Below are 17,733 nucleotides of genomic sequence, written 5' to 3' on the forward strand. Positions count from 1 at the left end.
TGTTCTGTAATTGGCAGCGTGGCGACTTTGCGGTATCTTCCTATATACAAAAGACTAACTTTTAAGAAATTTGTGTAGCTTTACTACATTGAGTTCACTGTAGCTCATTGAATCTAGAGCAAAAAAGACTTAAGCGTTACCGCGCCAATGCTGTTCTGCGGTGGCCACCAATCATCGCAGCTGCCCCAAGCCCACGTGGGTTAGCGGGGCTCATGTCATTTATCGTCATTCGGAGAGACCTCTATGAGTCTGGAGACAAGAGAAGATCTCGATCCGATCGAAACCACGGAGTGGCTGGAATCCCTGGAATCGGTACTGGATCGTGAGGGCGAAGATCGCGCCCGTTACCTGATGACCCGCTTGGCGGATCGCTTACGCCGTGACGGGATGAAGGTACCCTTCTCGGTGACAACCCCGCACCGCAATACGATTCCGCTTCATCGTGAAGCGCCGATGCCTGGTGATCTGTTTATGGAGCGGCGTATTCGCTCCTTAATCCGCTATAACGCGATCGCCCAGGTCATTCGTAATAACCGGGCAAACCCCGGGCTTGGCGGCCATATTGCAAGTTTCATGTCCTCTGCGACGCTTTATGATGTGGGCTTTAACCACTTCTTCCGCGCAGCGAAGGACGATTTTGCGGGCGACCTGATCTATATTCAGGGCCACGTCGCGCCAGGTATTTATGCGCGTTCCTTCCTGGAAGGCCGTCTGTCTGAAGAACAGATGGACAAGTTCCGTCAGGAAGTGGATGGCGACGGTCTGTCGTCCTACCCGCACCCGTGGCTGATGCCGGATTACTGGCAGTTCCCGACGGTTTCTATGGGGCTTGGTCCGATCCAGGCGATCTATCAGGCCCACGTGATGAAGTATCTGCATCATCGCGAAATGAAAAACATGTACGATCGTAAGATCTGGTGTTTCCTGGGCGATGGCGAGTGCGACGAGCCAGAATCCTTAGGCGCTATTTCGCTTGCTGGCCGTGAAAACCTGGATAACCTGATCTTCGTTATCAACTGCAACCTGCAGCGTCTGGACGGCCCGGTACGCGGTAACTCCCGCGTTATGGACGAGTTTGAAGGCGTCTTCCGCGGTGCTGGCTGGAACGTGATTAAAGTGGTTTGGGGCCGCCATTGGGATCCGCTGTTTGAGAAGGATAAGAAAGGCTTCCTTCAAAAACGTATGGACGAAGCAGTCGATGGTGAGTACCAGAACTACAAAGCCAACGGCGGTGCTTACACCCGTGAACACTTCTTTGGTAAATATCCTGAAACCGAAGAAATGGTTAAAGAGCTTTCCGATGAAGATATCTGGAAACTCAATCGCGGCGGCCACGACCCGTTCAAGGTATATGCGGCCTATCATGAAGCCGTCAACTCCTCGAATGGTAAGCCGACGGTAATCCTTGCGCATACCGTTAAAGGTTACGGTATGGGTAGCGGCGATGGCGAAGCAGCCAACGAGGCGCACCAAGTCAAGAGCATGGAATACGAAGCGCTGAAGAAATTCCGCGACCGCTTCGGTATTCCGCTTTCTGACGAGCAGCTCAAGGAAGTGCCGTACTACAAGCCGGAAGATGATTCTCCCGAGCTCAAGTACATGCACCTGCAGCGTGAGCGTTTGAACGGTTACCTGCCCAGCCGCAAAAGTGACTTCGAAGCACTGGAAATTCCCACCCTCGAAGACAAGGTCTTTGCTTCGCAAATGGGTGGCTCGAAGGGCCGTGAAGTTTCTTCCACCATGTCGTTTGTACGCGTGCTTAACGGCTTGGTGAAAGATAAGAAACTTGGCAAGCAGGTGGTGCCGATTATTCCTGATGAGGCACGTACCTTCGGTATGGAAGGCATGTTCCGTCAGTTGGGTATCTATACCGCCGAAGGCCAGAAGTACGAGCCGATGGATAAAGGCCAGATCATGTACTACCGCGAGGACCAGAAAGGCCAGGTCCTTGAGGAAGGTATTACGGAAGCGGGCGCGATGTCGGCGTGGATGGCGGCGGCCACTTCCTACAGCAACAACGACGTCACGCTGCTGCCGTTCTATATCTACTACTCCATGTTTGGTTTCCAGCGTATTGGTGACTTGGCGTGGGCGGCAGGTGACCTGCAGGCGCGCGGCTTTATGGTAGGCGGCACCGCTGGGCGTACCACGCTTAACGGTGAAGGTTTGCAACACCAGGATGGTCACAGCTTGATCCAGGCGTCGACTATTCCTAACTGCCGCAGCTACGACCCGACTTACGGTCATGAAGTTGCCGTCATCGTTCAGGATGGCTTGAAGCGCATGTTCACTGATAAAGAGAACTGCTTCTACTATCTGACCGTTATGAACGAGAACTACGAGCATCCGGAGCTTGAGAACGTGCCGGTCGACGATATCGTCAAGGGTATGTACCTGCTGCGCGAGACCCAAGGTGACAAGGGTCGCGTTCAGTTGATGGGCTCCGGTACCATCTTGCGCGAAGTCGAAGCCGCCGCTGAGCTGCTCGAAAAAGATTGGGGCATTGGCGCTGACATTTGGAGCGTCACCAGCTTTAACGAACTACGTCGTGAAGCGTTGCTGCTTGAGCGTGAGTCCTTCCTGAACCCGGATGCTGAGGCGGCTACCAAGCCTCACGTTACGAAGTGCCTGGAAGGCCGCGATGGCCCGATCATTGCCTCGACTGACTACATGAAGCTCTACGCGGATCAGGTTCGTGCATGGGTGCCAGGCGACTATACTGTCTTAGGTACCGATGGCTTTGGACGTTCGGACACGCGCGAGAAGCTTCGTTACTTCTTCGAAGTAGATCGTTACTTCGTCACCGTTGCCGCTCTGCGTGCGCTGGCGGAACGTGGCGAAATTGAGCGTAAGCACGTTGGCGAAGCCCTGAAGAAATATGGTATTGACGCCAACAAACCGAACCCGCTGACTAGCTAAACCGCTGCCCGGCGGGTTAAGTACCCGCCGGCTCGATCCGATTTGGAAGGAGCGCGACCTTGAGTAGCGAAATCATCAAAGTGCCCGACATCGGCGGTAGCGAAGGTGTCGAAATCATCGAGATCGCGGTGTCGGAAGGCGACGTCATTGCAGCGGAAGACACCCTGATCACGCTGGAGTCCGATAAAGCCAGCATGGACATTCCTGCCCCGAAGGGCGGCAAAGTCATCAAAGTGCTGGTGAAGGAAGGCGATACCGTTTCCGAAGGCGACGATATCGTTGAGCTGGAAGCTGAAGGCGGCGGCGATGCCGAGGAAGAGGACGACAAGCAAGCGTCTGAACCCGAGCAGAAAGAAGCCCCGGCGGCGGAAGAGAAGCCCAAGACCGAGCAGAAAAGTGCCAAGAAATCCGGCGGTAAGCAGACCGTGGATATCAAGGTGCCCGACCTTGGCGGCTCTGATAACGTTGAAATCATCGAAGTCGCCGTTAGTGAAGGCGATAGTGTCGACGCTGAAGATACGCTGATCACCCTGGAGTCCGATAAAGCCTCCATGGATGTACCGAGCTCGCATACCGGTAAAATTGTCGCGTTTACGGTAAAAGAAGGCGATACGGTTTCCGAAGGCGATGTTATCGGCCAGATGGAAATCGAGGGTGAAGGCGACGGTGACGCTGAAGACGCAAGCGAATCTACTGACGCGCCGCAAAGTGCCGAGGATTCCAACGTATCCGACGACCTTGAAGCAGCTTCCGAGACCGCCGAGGAAGAAGGCAACAGCACTGAATCTGAAAGTGCTGAACCAGAACGCAAGGAAGTTCGTGTTCCGGATATTTCAGGCTCCACCGACGTACCGATTATCGAGATTGGTGTCGCGGTAGGCGATGAAATCAACGAAGAAGATGCGTTGATTACGCTTGAATCTGACAAAGCCTCCATGGACGTACCCAGCCCCTATAAAGGTAAGCTCGTCGAGCTAACCGTTAAAGAGGGTGACACCGTTTCTGAAGGCGATGTGATTGGCTATATCGAAGTCGCTGGCGCTAAAAAAGCCGCGTCCAAGCCTGCACCGAAAAAATCAGCTTCCGAAAAGCCAGCTGAAAAGGGCGCTGCAAAGCCAGATTCTTCTAAACAGAGCGGATCAGCAGGTACGCCTAGCCCTGAAGCGCAGATGGCCGCGCACAAGCCACGTGATGGCAAGCTGGTACACGCTGGCCCAGCCGTGCGTATGCTGGCGCGTGAGCTTGGCGTCGATATCGGTCTGGTCAAGCCCAGTGGGCCTAAAGAGCGCGTGCTGAAAGAGGATGTGCAGGCCTATGTGAAGCAAGTCATTGCTAATCAGGGCAAGGCGCAAGCCTCCGGCGGAGCAGCAACCGCCACGGGTGGTGCGGGTATTCCGCCGATTCCGGAAGTCGATTTCAGCCAGTTCGGTGAAGTCGAAGAGAAGCCGATGGGTCGCCTGCTTAAAATGGGCGCAACCAATTTGCATCGCAGCTGGCTTAACGTGCCTCACGTTACTCAGTTTGACGAAGCGGATATCACTGAGCTTGAGAACTTCCGTAAGTCGATGAAGGCGGAAGCCGAAGCCCAGGGTGCCAAGCTCACGCCGCTGCCGTTCCTGGTTAAGGCCTGTGCGTTTGCGCTGCGTAAATTCCCGCAGTTCAATGTCAGTCTGAAAGGCGATGGCGAAACGCTGGTATGGAAGAACTACGTCCATATCGGTATTGCGGTGGATACGCCCGATGGCTTGATGGTGCCGGTGCTGCGCGATGCCGACAAGAAATCCTTGATAGAGATTGCCAAGGATATGGCGGAGCTGGGTAAGAAAGCACAAACCAAAAAGCTCAAGCGTGAAGAAATGACCGGCGGCTGTTTCACTATTTCGAGCCTGGGCTCGATTGGTGGTACCGCCTTTACGCCGATCGTGAACGCGCCGGAAGTGGCCATTCTTGGGGTTTCCAAAGCGCAGATGAAGCCCGTATGGGATGGTAATGCCTTCCAGCCGCGCTTGATGATGCCGTTGTCGCTTTCCTATGACCACCGCGCCATTAACGGGGCTGATGCAGCACGCTTCACCGCGTTCCTGGCAGATGTACTGACCGATATCCGCCGTCTGCTCCTGTAATGTGGTAAATGGAGTGAGCGGGAATTGATGCGGTTTACTAAGCGGCGCCCAGCGATGGGCGCCGCTTGCGTTTAGGCTTTGTACGAAAAGTTATCGGTATCGGCTGACGTTTCGTACAACCCCTGATGCCTTAATAAGAGTGACCAAAGTAGCAGACAGACATCACTTATCTGTTTTATTTAAAAAAAACTCAGAAAAATGCCCCTCTCAGGCTTTTGGGGAGTTGTGCCGCCTGAGTGGCGCGGTTATTGTCGGTTAATACATTGTGTCGCATTTTTTACATTCAAGGAGCAGTGCCATGCGTTTAATCCTGTTGGGTGCCCCCGGCGCGGGGAAGGGGACTCAAGCTCAATATATTTGTGAGCAGTTCAAGATTCCCCAGATTTCCACCGGGGATATGCTGCGCGCGGCGATTAAAGACGGCACGGAGCTGGGGCTAAAAGTAAAAGAGATCATGAACACCGGCGGTTTGGTGTCTGACGAGATCATCATTGATCTGGTGAAAGAGCGCATCAGCCAGCCTGACTGTGAAAACGGTTTCCTGTTCGATGGCTTCCCGCGCACCATCCCGCAAGCCGATGCGATGAAGGACGGTGGCGTAAAAATCGATCACGTGCTTGAGATCGCCGTGCCGGATGAAGAGATCGTGAACCGTTTGGCAGGACGTCGCGTTCATCCAGCCTCGGGTCGTGTGTATCACGTCGATCACAATCCCCCTAAAGAACCGGGTAAGGATGATGTGACCGGAGAGCAGTTGATTCAGCGTGAGGACGATCAGGAGTCCACTGTGCGTAACCGTCTGTCGGTCTATCACGATCAGACCGCGCCGTTGGTAGATTACTACCAGCAGTGGGCCAGCAGCGATCCGCAGTCTGCGCCTCAATACCACCGCGTTGAAGGTGTGGGTAGCGTTGCTGATATTACCCGTCAGGTAAAAGAAGCGCTTAACTGATTATACCTTGTGTAAGCAGTTACCGATGGCCCGCCTAACGCGGGCCATCGTCGTATGGGTGCACTGTCGTATGGGTGCACTAAAGGTATAATGCCTGGATACTTATCACGAGTGCTGAATCGCTATGTCGTTACACCTTCTTGCGCTAGACGCCTCATCAAGCGCCTGCTCGGTAGCGCTGCTACGCCAGAATGGCGAAACTCACGAGTGCCTAGCGCGCTACGAGATGACGCCACGCGCGCATACCCGGCGACTCATGCCCATGGTGGATGAGCTGTTGGCAGAAGCGCAGATCACCCCGGCGGCACTTGATGCCATTGCCTTTGGGCAGGGGCCTGGGTCGTTCACCGGCTTAAGAATCGCCACAGGTACGGCGCAGGGACTGGCCTTTGGCCTTGATCGCCCGTTACTAGGTGTATCTACACTGAAAGCTCTGGCCTTGCAGGCACATCGGCGTTTTCACCTGCGCTACGTTGTGACGGCGTTGGACGCGCGGATGGGAGAAATCTACGCTGCTACCTGGCACTGCCTGAACGACACCGTTAGCCTGCAGCGCGCCGAGGCAGTACTGCCGCCCGAAGCGTTTTATCTGCCCGAAGACGAAACCGACTGGGTTGGGGTAGGATCAGGCTTTACCCTATGGGAGCGTTTTGCGGCCACGGTACAAGTACGCATGTCCCAGCACCTTGTTGATCTGGAACCACGGGCTGAAGAAATGGCCTGGCTCGGCGCGGAAGATTTAGCGGCAGGTCTTGGGCAACCTGCTCATCTGGCCCAGCCGGTCTATCTGCGTAACAACGTTGCCTGGAAAAAGCCGGCATGAGTCTGTCTGAAACGGCCGTACTGCCCGAAGGGCTTAGGTTGGTGTATGACGAGGGCCGCTTGGTGCTGGCGGGGGATGAAAAGCTTTACGGTAAGCCGTTAAGCGTTGACTTTGCTGCGGGCAAAGCTGCCCATCGCCGCCAATTCGGGGGCGGCCGAGGTCAACTGGTGGCCAAGGCCTGCGGGTTAGCGAAAGGCGTGACGCCAAGCATTGTCGATGCTACCGCAGGACTTGGCCGGGACGCCTTTGTGCTGGCAAGCCTGGGTGCTTGTGTACTGTTGATCGAGCGAGTCGAAGCGATTGCCGCGCTGCTGGAAGACGGCCTGAGACGGGCCGCCAAAGCGCCGGCAATCGCTGAGATAGTGGCGCGCATGACGCTGCGACATGGCGATGCCGTAGCGTCGCTTGAAACCCTGATTGAGGGTGCCGCGTTTGACCCCCAGGTGATTCATCTGGACCCGATGTTTCCGCATCGCGAGAAATCCGCGCTGGTCAAAAAAGACATGCGCCTGTTTCGTGAGCTGGCGGGCGATGATGATGATGCCCCCCGATTGCTGGAAGCCGCACTCGATGTCGCGACGCATCGAGTGGTGGTAAAGCGTCCCCGTAAAGCCCCGCCCATCGAGGGGCCTGCGCCTCAGCATGTGCTGGAAGGCAAGACCAGCCGGTACGATTTGTATGTCAAACAGTCGCTGCATCGTTAGACTGATGTGCATTGCTGATCAAGGACGCCCATAAGGAGCAGGACACTATGCAGTATCAGCCTCAAACATGGCACGAGGGCAACCGGTTTAGCCTACTGCCCGAGGCTTCGCGTTTCTTGCCTGCCATGTTCGACGCCATCGACAATGCAAGCCACTACGTAATGGTAGAGCTTTACTTGATGGAGTCGGGAGAGCTTGCCGACCAGCTTATAGCAGCGCTTGGTAAAGCCGCCCAGCGTGGCATCAGCGTTTACTTGCTGCTTGATGGCTTTGGTGCCATGGGGCTTGCCAGAAAAGACCGTGAGCGGCTTCTGGATGCTGGTGTAGCTCTACGGTTTTTCAATCCGCTGGGGCTACACTCGCTGGCTCGCAACCTGAGTCGTGACCACCGTAAGATTGTGGTCATTGATGGCGACGTTGCCTTTACCGGTGGCTTTGGCGCGGTAGATGAATTCTTAAAGGCATGGTACGAAATTGCCGTGCGTATTGAAGGGCCGGTGGTTGCCGATTGGGAGGCGCTATTTCGGCGGCTATGGCGTTCGCGGTTAACGCGTGCCGACGACAAGCGTTCTCCAGAATCCCTTCCCAAACAGCGCAAAGCGATGGCGTTTGATGATGGCGCCCCAGGGCGCGCAATGCAGGGCAGAGGCTATCGTTATCAAGCAATTCGCCACTCGCTTTATCGCCAGGTGGGTAGGGCTCAGAACCGTCTCTGGTTATGTACGCCTTACTTTGTGCCTACCTTCGCATTGCGCCGCCGCTTGGCTCGTGCAGCCAGGCGTGGGGTCGATGTACGTCTCTTACTTCCTGGCTCCAAGCATGACCATCCCAGCGTGCGTTATGCCGGGCAGCGCTTCTACCAGGCGATGCTGAAAGCGGGCGTGCGCATTTATGAATTCCAGCCCACGTTCATACACGCCAAATTCATACTCGCTGACGAATGGGTGAGTATTGGCTCATGCAATTTCGATCATTGGAATTTGCACTGGAATCTGGAAGCTAATCAGGAAGCCATGGATAAAGGCCTTGCCCAAGACGTGCAGGCGATGTTCGAGCGTAATTTTTCGGCCAGCAAAGAAGTGCTGGCCGAAGAGTGGGCTGCGCGCCCCTGGACACAGCGTGTTTTTGAGTGGGTGTTCGGTACCCTGGACTCAGTAATTACCCGGCTTAAGTAAGGGGCCGCATAACGCGGCCATTTACCTAGCGGCGCTTTTGGCCCTTGGCGGGCGTCTTTTTGCGCGGTTTGGGCTTAGGCGTTTCCGGCGGGACGCGGTAGTGCAAGTACAGATCAAGCACCAGTTCTGGCAATTGCTCTACCAGCGTCTCCTGGCGTGCGCTATCGCTTGCCATCTCGGCCATGTCGGGCTCGTCATCAAATAGCCCGGAAAGCAGCATAAAGGGTAAAAGCAGCGTCGCCGCGGCTTCTTCATCGTCCTGGAACCAGGCGCTTTCGTCGCTGAAGACGCCTTCCATAAAGCCCGCGCACCAGTCGCCGATAGGCGTTTCTTCCGCAGGCAGGCCGTCCAGGGTTAATTCAAAGGGCAGTTCGGGAAGTCCGCCTTGCTCGAGTACCGCCATCGCGTTATCGCGCAGTAGCGTCAACAGGTTAATGATTTCATCGCGCTCGCTATCATCGGCATAGCGCGGTTCGCCTTGAAACAGCTCAGCAAGCCACTGTGCTGGCGATACTTCGCTGGGCGCGACCGCTAGCGCCACCAAAAAACCGTGGGCCGAGATCAGATCCAGCGCGTCCTCGTCTACCTGCTCGGAGTCGAGGAAGTCATCCAGCCTGTCGAGCTGCTCATCGGTAAGCAGTGGCTGAGGAGGGGCGGTGTCTGGCGCGTTTGAATCGTCGGGGCGCTCTGCCATAGCAAGCCTCATGGGTTGAGTCGTTTAAAAAATGATACTAATGGGGAACGATCTTTCAGGCATTCATTAATGACAAGTTTATCACTAATAGGCGCATCGCTAACGGGTGTATCGCCGCTGCCGCCCTGGCCGAATGATGAGTTGGAAGCTTTGTGTTTAGAAGCCCTGCAGCAAGCCGCTGTTGAGCGTGCTGAACAGGCCTGGGAGCGCTGCCTTGAGGTTTACCCACAGCTGCCGCGCCCAGGCATCTGGTTTGATTTAAAAGGTGCGTCGGCAGGGCAGGCCCACCTGGGGCGGGGCGGCTTACGCTTCAACCTCATCTTGCTCAGTGAAAATCGCAGCGCTTTTTTTGATGAAGTCATTCCCCATGAGATGGCTCACTGGCTGGTCTTTCACCTGCGCGATGGGCAGCGCTTAAAGCCGCACGGGCGCGAATGGCAAAGCGTGATGCGCAATCTGTTTGGTCTGGTGCCTCAGGTTACCCATCGCTTTAATACGCAAAAGGCCCAGCCTGCGCCTTATCGTTACCAGTGCGGCTGTCGTACCCATCAGTTGACGGCCAGACGCCATGGTTTAGTCAAAAAAGGCCGCGGCTATCGTTGTCGCCATTGTCAGCAGATGTTGGTCTATACTTCATGTTCAAAGCCGTAGGTTGCTTCTAGGTTGCTGTTTTTAAATTAAAAATTGCTAATACCAATGTCTAAGAGGAAGGTGTCTAAGGGAGGTTTATGCTAGGGGAACATTTAGTGGTGTCGGGGCAACCAATAATAATACCGACTACATTCCTATTGAGAGTGCGTTTCCACGGACAGAGGCAACTATGAGCGAACATCAAAACGTCTATCCGGTGCGCGATGCTATCGCCGCCAATGCCTGGGCCGATAAAGATAAATTCACGGCCATGTACCAGCAGTCTAAGGATGATCCCGAAGGTTTCTGGGCGGAACAGGCCAAGCGTCTTGACTGGATAAAAGCGCCGACCAAGATCAAGAACACCTCTTTCAAACGCGATAACGTGGATATCCGCTGGTTCGAGGATGGCGTGCTCAACGTAAGCGCGAACTGCCTTGATCGTCATCTGGAAAAGCGTGGCGACCAGACCGCGATTATCTGGGAAGGCGATAACCCTGACGAATCCAAGCATATCAGCTATCGCGAGCTGTACGAGCGCACCTGTCAGCTGGCTAATGCCCTGAAATCACTGGGTATCGAGAAAGGCGATACGGTAACGCTGTACATGCCGATGATTCCGGAAGCGGCCATGGCGATGCTTGCCTGCGCACGGATTGGCGCGGTTCACTCGGTAGTGTTTGGCGGCTTCTCGCCGGACGCGGTGGCTCAGCGGATTATTGGTGCCGATTCCAAGTTGATCATTACCGCCGACGAGTCCGTACGCGGCGGCAAGCAGGTGCCGCTCAAGGAGAACGTCGATTCAGCACTGACCCGCGACGGCACCGATGTCTGCAAGAACGTGCTGGTGGTGAAACGCACCGGCGGTGATATTGACTGGGTTGAGGGCCGCGATCTCTGGTTCGATGAGCTGGTCGATCGACAGCTACCCGAGTGCACCGCCGAGCCGATGGGCGCCGAAGACCCGCTGTTCATTCTGTATACCTCAGGTTCCACCGGCGCGCCCAAAGGCCTCAAGCACACCACCGGTGGCTACTTGACATATGCTGCCATGACCCACCAGTACGTGTTCGACTACCAGGATGGCGAGGTCTACTGGTGCAGCGCGGATGTCGGCTGGGTCACCGGACATAGCTATATCGTTTACGGGCCGCTTGCCAATGGCGCGACCACGCTGATGTTTGAAGGCGTGCCAAGCTATCCGACCCACGGTCGCATGGGTGAGATCGTCGATAAGCACAAGGTCAACATTTTATATACCGCACCGACCGCTGTGCGTGCCCTGATGGCCCATGGCGATAACGTCATGGATACCAGTTCGCGCGATAGCCTGCGTCTGCTCGGCTCGGTAGGTGAGCCGATCAACCCGGAAGCCTGGGAGTGGTTTTACCGCGTGATCGGTAATAGCCAATGCCCGATTGTGGATACCTGGTGGCAGACCGAAACCGGCGGCATCATGATTACCCCGCTGCCTGGCGCAATCGACCTAAAACCCGGTTCAGCCACGCTGCCTTTCTTTGGTGTACAGCCGGCACTGGTGGATAACGAAGGCCATCTATTGGAAGGCGCCACTGAAGGTAATCTGGTGATTCTGGATTCCTGGCCGGGGCAGGCACGCTCAATCTGGGGGGATCATGAGCGTTTCGTGCAGACCTATTTTGCGACCTATGATGGCATGTACTTTACCGGCGACGGCTGCCGCCGTGATGAAGACGGCTACTACTGGATTACCGGACGCGTTGATGACGTATTGAACGTATCAGGCCACCGTATGGGCACCGCTGAAATTGAGTCGTCGCTGGTCGCGCACTCAGCCGTTGCCGAAGCCGCGGTCGTAGGCTTCCCTCACGATATCAAGGGCCAGGGTATTTATATCTATGTGACCTTGAATGACGGCATCGACCCCACCGATGAACTCAAGAAAGAGCTGTCGCTTTGGGTGCGTAAAGATATTGGGCCAATTGCGTCTCCCGATGTGATTCAGTGGGCGCCGGGGTTACCCAAAACGCGCTCGGGCAAAATCATGCGGCGTATTCTGCGCAAAATTGCTGCCAACGAATGTGATGGTCTGGGTGACACCAGTACCCTGGCAGATCCGTCGGTGGTTGACGAATTGATTGAGCATAGAGCCAATCAATAGTAGCTTACTACTCAGTGGTTTAAGCTCACTGAGCGCTACCCGACTTGATAAGCGTCAGCCAACAAGAGCGTCGATAGCAGCATACCGCGCTTAAGCGTTGGAGTGCCGGCCACAGAGCCGGCACTGTTGCGTTTAAATGGGTGACATAATGATGACAAAATATGCATGTATACTTGGGCAACAAGAAGCCCTGGGGTACCATGCGTTGACCGTATGAGCCTAGCGTCGTAGCGGCAAGTAATTCCGCTGCACGAGGAACCGGAGGAATATCCATGGCAGTAGCCCATAAGTTTATCGTTGCAGACGACCATCCGCTGTTTCGTGCAGCGCTCACACAGGCCTTGCGCCAATTAGCCCCCCAGGCTGAGATTGTCGAAGCCGACACCATGGAAGCCACAACGGAAGTGGTAAATCGTCATCCCGATGCCGATTTGATTTTGCTGGATTTACATATGCCCGGCGCCCACGGTTTTTCCGGGCTGATTCAATTACGTGGCCAGATGCCGGATATTCCGGTAGCCGTCGTATCGGGCAGCGACGAGCCTTACGTTGTCCGCCGGGCGATCGACTACGGTGCCTCGGGGTTTATTCCCAAATCATCTTCGCTTCAGCTGATTGCCGAGGCGGTAGGCGAAATTCTGCAGGGCGAAGTCTGGCTGCCGGAAGCGCTGGCCAACGTACTGGAAGAAACCAGCGAGGAAGAGTCGCGGTTTGCTGAAGCAATTGCCTCGCTAACCCCACAGCAGTTTCGCGTTTTGAACATGCTGACCGAAGGTCTACTCAATAAGCAGATCGCCTACGAGCTTAATGTTTCCGAAGCGACCATCAAGGCCCACGTAACGGCCATTTTGCGCAAGCTTGGCGTGCATTCACGCACCCAGGCCGTTATTGCCGCCCAGAAGCTGGAAGTCGAGCCGCCTAAAGTCGTGTCATAAGCGCCTGCGCTTATGAAAAAACCTCGCTTACGTTGACCGTAAGCGAGGTTTTTTCTTTATACACAGCCCTTTACTACTTAGACATTTGCCCGGCTGGCTTGCAGCGTGCGGGTCAAGAGCGCCCGCAAGGCGGCCGGTTTTACTGGTTTCAAAAGCAGCTGATACCCATCGCGCTTGATCTCTTCGGCTACGGCTTCCGTTCGGTCGGCGGTAATTACAATGCCGGGCACCGCGCCGGATAGACGTTCACTAAGCGCTTCCAGGGCCATCAAGCCGGTGACTTCATTGTCCAAGTGATAATCGGCCAGAATCGCGTCGGGGTCACCGTCCATATTGCGCAGTATCGATTTAGCGCCCCCAATGCTGGTCGCGGTAAACACCTCGCATCCCCAGCCGCTCAGCATGGCTGTCATGCCTTCCAAAATGAGCGTTTCGTTATCGATACACACGATCCGGGTACCGGCAAGCTTATTACCGCTGCGCCGGCTTGATGGCTCCTGTTCGTCCGGGCTGATTTCCCTGGCGGCAACGATAGGAACGCTGACTGAGAATACGGTGCCATGGCCTTCCCAGGAACGCACCTTGATAGGGTGGTCGAGCACTCGGCTCATCCGGTCGGCAATCGAAAGGCCCAGGCCCAGCCCCTTTTCACTCTCTTTATGCCGCGATACCTGATCCAGGCGACGAAACTCCTGGAATATTTCCGTCAGCTTGGATTCCGGAATACCCGGGCCGCTGTCCCATACTTCGATCACCAGCCGGCCACTTTGACGGCGGCAGCCTAGCAGCACGCGGCCATCCTGGGTGTAGCGGATGGCGTTGGATAAAAAGTTCTGCACAATCCGGCGAAGCATCTGCGGGTCAGAGTCGACCCACTGGTGGGTAGGCACTACCTCCAGGTCAAGGCCGCGGTTGTCGGCCATCACCTCAAATTCAGCGCGCAGCGGCCGGAAAATATCCGCCAGGGCAAAGTGGTTGCGGCGAGGTGTCAGGGCGCCGGCATCCAGTTTGGAGATATCCAGCAGCGTGCCGAGAAGCTCTTCAGCGGCCTGCAGCGAATTATCGATATGTCCGATGGTGCGCTGAGTATCGGGGGCGGTCACGTTTTGCATCAAAGCCGAGGTAAACAGCCGTGCGGCGTTTAACGGCTGTAGCAAATCGTGGCTCGCGGCAGCCAAAAAGCGGGTTTTGGAGGCGTTGGCGTCTTCGGCTAGCTGTTTGGCTTGGCGCAAGGCTTGCTCAGCCTCGGCCCGTACGCGGTTCTCCTGACGCAGCGCGGCGTTAGCCTCGGACAGCGCCTGGGTACGCTCACGAACGCGCTCTTCAAGCGTTTCGTTAGTTTCTTTAAGGGCAATTTCCGCCCGGCGTCGCTCGGTAATATCTTGATACAGCGCAAAAAAGCCGAGAATCGACTGGCTATCGCCAAAGTGAGGCGTATACGTCACCAGCATATAACGCATGGCATCATTGACGCGCATGGCGACCTCAAAACTCACCCGCTCCCCGGCCAGCGCACGTTCGACCCAAGGGCTGCGTTCTTCCGCCTGTTTTAGCGAGAGCACGTCTTCAAAGCGTCGGCCAATGACCGCATTACGATCAATGCCGAATGCCTGCTCATAGGCGCGGTTGGTAAATAGGTAGCGGCACTCTTTATCAAAATAGGCGATCAGCGCAGGGACGTTATCGGTGTAAATACGGATATTGTTTTCCGAACGAATTAGCGCTTCTTCAATGCGTTTTTGCTGGGTAATATCCTGATAAGTGTAAACAAACCCGCCGCCGGGCATAGGGTTACCCTGTACCTCCAGTACGCTGCCATCCTGGCGGTAGCGAACATAGCGATGGGGGTGACCATCGCGAATGTTGTCCAGCAGCAGTTGAACATGCTCTTCCGGGTCGCCGGGGCCATACTCACCGTTATGCGCGTTGTAGCGGAAGATACGATCAATCGGCGCGCCCACGCGGATAAGGTGATCGGGGAAGCGAAACAGCTCAAGATAGCGCTGGTTCCAGACCACCAGGCGCAAGTTTTGGTCGACAACGCTGATGCCCTGGTTGATGTTCTCTATCGTGGCCTGCAGCAGGGCACGGTTAAATTCCAGTACCTGGGATGCTTCATCGACAATCGAGATAACATCGGAAATGCCGATACCGCGCCCTTGAAGAGCAGAGTTGACCACAATACGCGCCGAGGAGGCGCCAAGTACCGAGGCAAGGAAACGCTCGGTAAACTGAATAATATCAATGGAGGCTCGGGTGCTGTTGTCCAGCGGCTTGCCGGTCCGGCGGGCGTAATCCTCAAATGCCCGATCGACTTGCCCGGCGCCCAGAAAGCGTTCACACAATACTTTAAGATCGCCCACCGTTGTGGCACCGGTCCAAGGGCGGTTAACCGAAGTTTGGCGGGTTTCAACGCTGTCGACAAATAGCGAGGCCTGAATACGCTCCACTACACGCTGCGAGGTCACCTGGGAAATAAAGATATAGCAGAACAGGTTAATGCCCAGCGATAGCATCACGCCGTGGGTAAAGCTGTCGCCCAGGTTCAGGCCAAAAAGCCCCGTCGGGGAGAGCCAGTGAATACCTGTCGGCCCGCCAGCTAGCCACTCTTGAGGCAGTACGCCAGCATTGATCATTGCGGGCATCAACAGGCTATAGGCCCAAATGGCAAAACCCGCGTTCATGCCCACAATAACGCCTAGACGGTTACCGCGTTTCCAGTAAAGGCCGCCAATAACCGCGGGTGCAAACTGAGCGGCGGCGGCAAACGAAAGCATGCCGATGGAGGCAAGCGAGGTGAACTCGGCAATCAGCCGGTAGAAGCCGTAGGCCATCGCCAAGACGACGGCAATCGTGATGCGGCGCGTGCGCAGTACCAGGCGTCCATAGTCGCGCGCTTTGGTATCAAACCAGCGCAGCCGGAACAGCGCGGGAATCACGATTTCATTGGAGATCATAATGGATACGGCGACCGCCGCCACGATCACCATGCCGGTCGCAGCCGAAAATCCACCAATAAAGGTCAGCAGGGTTAGCCATTGATGGCCGGACTGCATGGAAAGCGCCAATACGTAGGTATCGGGTTCCACGCCGGTTTCTGAAAAGAGTAACAGCCCGGCTGCTGCCAGCGGCACGACGAAAAAGGCGATGGCAAACAGATAAAGCGGGAACAACCAGCGGGCTTTGGTGGCATCGTCAGGGTGAATGTTCTCAACCACGGCGACATGAAACTGCCGGGGAAGACATAAAATGGCCAGCATGGCGAGCAGTGTCTGTGCCCAGAAGCCGTGTCCAAAATCCTGATTCGCCAACTGGCGCTGAAGTTCAAGCTGGCTGTCGGCATGGCTCATCAACTCGCCCAAACCGCCGAACATGCCCCAGGTAACGTAAGCCCCTAGCACCAAAAAGGCTAACAGCTTGACGATCGATTCAAACGCAACGGCATGAATCAGGCCTTCGTGGTGTTCGGTCGCATCGGTGTGGCGAGTACCAAATAAAATCGCAAAAACCACCATCACGATGGCAACGTAAAACGCTGTGTCGCCAAACAGCGGCGCACCGACGGCATCATTGGCTTCGGTCAGCACACTAAACGTGGTCGATACGGCTTTGAGCTGAAGCGCGATGTAGGGAAGGGTACCGACTAGCGCTACTAAGCTTGCGAACGCCGCAAGCGACTGGGTTTTGCCGTAGCGCGAGGCGATAAAATCCGCAATGGAAGTGACGTTTTGGTGCTTGGCGACGCGGATCATCTTGGCCAGCACTGGCCAAAAGAGCAAAAACGTCAGAATAGGGCCAACAAAAATACTCGCAAAAGACCAGCCTGCTGTAGCTGCCTGGCCCACCGCCCCGTAAAACGTCCAGGAGGTGCAGTAAATTGCCAGCGCCAGGCTATAGATCAGGGGGCGCCGACGGCTGGCGCCGTGGGTACGTGCACGGCGGTCACCGTACCAGGCAATACCGAATAGAATCGCAATATAAAGCAGTGATACTGCGACCAGTAGCCCACCGTGAAACATGCCTATTCCCCCACCAACGTTTATCTCGCCCAGCGAGCAGCGCGTACAAAGAGCCTCATTCTAGGCGAAGACGAACACTTACGTCTCGCTTAGGCGCTAGCGAGTCCGCACACGGTGGTTAATAGCGGCGATGTTTCGCGCAGTCGGCGAAGCTCGCTCAGCTGTGCTTCTCCGGTGGCGTTATTTAGTGGTATCAGCTCGCGGCTGTCGCAGTTTAGAACGTAGGGTTGGGTGATGAGGATATCGGTATGGTGGCGCTCGAACTGATACAGAATAAATTCCACCACCGGCGTTTCATCAATCTCACGGGCAACGATATTGTCGCTATCGACAACGCTAAACTTGGTGGTCATGGGAAAAGCAAACGTCCAGGGACGCCATACGGCGCTTGAAGTATCGCTTGAAATGACAATGGCAGTGTCAGGCAGCTGTGCCTGCTTGTGTTCAAACCATGAATACTCCACCTGGATTTGATAGCCCAGCATGCCTAGTCCACCGCATACCGGCACAATCCATTTGGGTAGCCGTTTGCGGCTAAGAGTTCTAAGGATCAGCCCAATGCCGGCGGCGGCAAGCCCGGCAAATACTGCGGCGATCAAGTGCCATATCATAAAATATC

Annotated in this window: 12 protein-coding genes; 9 read left to right on the plus strand and 3 right to left on the minus strand. The window is 55.6% G+C overall.

Going from position 1 to position 17,733, the window contains the following annotated elements:
- Positions 1-243: 243 nt before the first annotated feature.
- The 6 genes from aceE to ACT3R7_RS01480 all read left to right on the plus strand — a co-directional run bounded on the left by aceE (position 244) and on the right by ACT3R7_RS01480 (position 8,696).
- Entirely contained in the window at positions 244-2,919 is a 2,676-nt protein-coding gene (aceE, locus tag ACT3R7_RS01455; RefSeq protein WP_193092338.1) for a pyruvate dehydrogenase (acetyl-transferring), homodimeric type, read from the plus strand.
- Positions 2,920-2,978: 59 nt separating this feature from the next.
- Positions 2,979-5,042: a pyruvate dehydrogenase complex dihydrolipoyllysine-residue acetyltransferase gene (gene aceF / locus ACT3R7_RS01460; protein WP_496198728.1), complete on the plus strand. Its 2,064-nt coding sequence runs from the start codon at positions 2,979-2,981 to the stop codon at positions 5,040-5,042.
- Between the two features lie 298 nt (positions 5,043-5,340).
- Positions 5,341-5,994 (plus strand): adenylate kinase, encoded by a 654-nt coding sequence (adk, locus tag ACT3R7_RS01465; protein WP_018916296.1) that lies wholly within the window; start codon positions 5,341-5,343, stop codon positions 5,992-5,994.
- A 124-nt stretch (positions 5,995-6,118) separates the two neighbouring features.
- Entirely contained in the window at positions 6,119-6,817 is a 699-nt protein-coding gene (gene tsaB / locus ACT3R7_RS01470) for a tRNA (adenosine(37)-N6)-threonylcarbamoyltransferase complex dimerization subunit type 1 TsaB (RefSeq protein WP_496198729.1), read from the plus strand.
- Positions 6,814-7,521, plus strand: a complete 708-nt coding sequence (locus tag ACT3R7_RS01475) for a class I SAM-dependent methyltransferase (RefSeq protein ID WP_192539145.1) — start codon at positions 6,814-6,816, stop codon at positions 7,519-7,521. The genes tsaB and ACT3R7_RS01475 overlap by 4 nt, the downstream gene beginning before the upstream one ends.
- A 47-nt stretch (positions 7,522-7,568) precedes the next feature.
- Complete coding sequence (locus ACT3R7_RS01480; protein ID WP_192539146.1) at positions 7,569-8,696, plus strand: phospholipase D-like domain-containing protein; 1,128 nt, start codon at positions 7,569-7,571, stop codon at positions 8,694-8,696.
- Positions 8,697-8,721: 25 nt separating this feature from the next.
- Here the strand turns inward: ACT3R7_RS01480 and ACT3R7_RS01485 are convergent, their stop codons facing one another.
- A complete protein-coding gene (locus tag ACT3R7_RS01485; protein ID WP_192539147.1) occupies positions 8,722-9,390 on the minus strand; it encodes a YecA/YgfB family protein in 669 nt (222 codons plus the stop codon).
- 69 nt (positions 9,391-9,459) lie between these two features.
- Here ACT3R7_RS01485 and ACT3R7_RS01490 point away from each other — a divergent pair, with 69 nt between their 5' ends.
- The 3 genes from ACT3R7_RS01490 to ACT3R7_RS01500 all read left to right on the plus strand — a co-directional run bounded on the left by ACT3R7_RS01490 (position 9,460) and on the right by ACT3R7_RS01500 (position 13,095).
- The gene (locus ACT3R7_RS01490) at positions 9,460-10,041 is read left to right on the plus strand and encodes a SprT family zinc-dependent metalloprotease (RefSeq protein ID WP_496198730.1); all 582 of its coding nucleotides are present in this window, start codon (positions 9,460-9,462) and stop codon (positions 10,039-10,041) included.
- 169 nt (positions 10,042-10,210) lie between these two features.
- Complete coding sequence (gene acs, locus ACT3R7_RS01495; RefSeq protein WP_192539149.1) at positions 10,211-12,160, plus strand: acetate--CoA ligase; 1,950 nt, start codon at positions 10,211-10,213, stop codon at positions 12,158-12,160.
- A gap of 272 nt (positions 12,161-12,432) precedes the next feature.
- Positions 12,433-13,095, plus strand: a complete 663-nt coding sequence (locus ACT3R7_RS01500; RefSeq protein WP_018916303.1) for a LuxR C-terminal-related transcriptional regulator — start codon at positions 12,433-12,435, stop codon at positions 13,093-13,095.
- A 77-nt stretch (positions 13,096-13,172) separates the two neighbouring features.
- Here the strand turns inward: ACT3R7_RS01500 and ACT3R7_RS01505 are convergent, their stop codons facing one another.
- Positions 13,173-17,114 (minus strand): hybrid sensor histidine kinase/response regulator, encoded by a 3,942-nt coding sequence (locus ACT3R7_RS01505; RefSeq protein ID WP_496198731.1) that lies wholly within the window; start codon positions 17,112-17,114, stop codon positions 13,173-13,175.
- An 89-nt stretch (positions 17,115-17,203) separates the two neighbouring features.
- Entirely contained in the window at positions 17,204-17,725 is a 522-nt protein-coding gene (locus ACT3R7_RS01510; protein ID WP_496198732.1) for a hypothetical protein, read from the minus strand.
- Positions 17,726-17,733 lie beyond the last annotated feature (8 nt).

Source organism: Halomonas sp. AOP43-A1-21 (assembly GCF_052376775.1).
GTDB classification, from domain to species: Bacteria; Pseudomonadota; Gammaproteobacteria; order Pseudomonadales; family Halomonadaceae; genus Vreelandella; species Vreelandella colorata.

Bases quoted from the DNA above. Each gene is read 5' to 3' on its own strand.
- aceE (WP_193092338.1), top strand. From the start codon at position 244: ATGAGTCTGGAGACAAGAGAAGATCTCGATCCGATCGAAACCACGGAG.
- adk (WP_018916296.1), top strand. From the start codon at position 5,341: ATGCGTTTAATCCTGTTGGGTGCCCCCGGCGCGGGGAAGGGGACTCAA.
- tsaB (WP_496198729.1), top strand. From the start codon at position 6,119: ATGTCGTTACACCTTCTTGCGCTAGACGCCTCATCAAGCGCCTGCTCG.
- ACT3R7_RS01475 (WP_192539145.1), top strand. From the start codon at position 6,814: ATGAGTCTGTCTGAAACGGCCGTACTGCCCGAAGGGCTTAGGTTGGTG.
- ACT3R7_RS01480 (WP_192539146.1), top strand. From the start codon at position 7,569: ATGCAGTATCAGCCTCAAACATGGCACGAGGGCAACCGGTTTAGCCTA.
- ACT3R7_RS01485 (WP_192539147.1), bottom strand. From the start codon at position 9,390: ATGGCAGAGCGCCCCGACGATTCAAACGCGCCAGACACCGCCCCTCCT.
- ACT3R7_RS01490 (WP_496198730.1), top strand. From the start codon at position 9,460: ATGACAAGTTTATCACTAATAGGCGCATCGCTAACGGGTGTATCGCCG.
- acs (WP_192539149.1), top strand. From the start codon at position 10,211: ATGAGCGAACATCAAAACGTCTATCCGGTGCGCGATGCTATCGCCGCC.
- ACT3R7_RS01500 (WP_018916303.1), top strand. From the start codon at position 12,433: ATGGCAGTAGCCCATAAGTTTATCGTTGCAGACGACCATCCGCTGTTT.
- ACT3R7_RS01505 (WP_496198731.1), bottom strand. From the start codon at position 17,114: ATGTTTCACGGTGGGCTACTGGTCGCAGTATCACTGCTTTATATTGCG.
- ACT3R7_RS01510 (WP_496198732.1), bottom strand. From the start codon at position 17,725: ATGATATGGCACTTGATCGCCGCAGTATTTGCCGGGCTTGCCGCCGCC.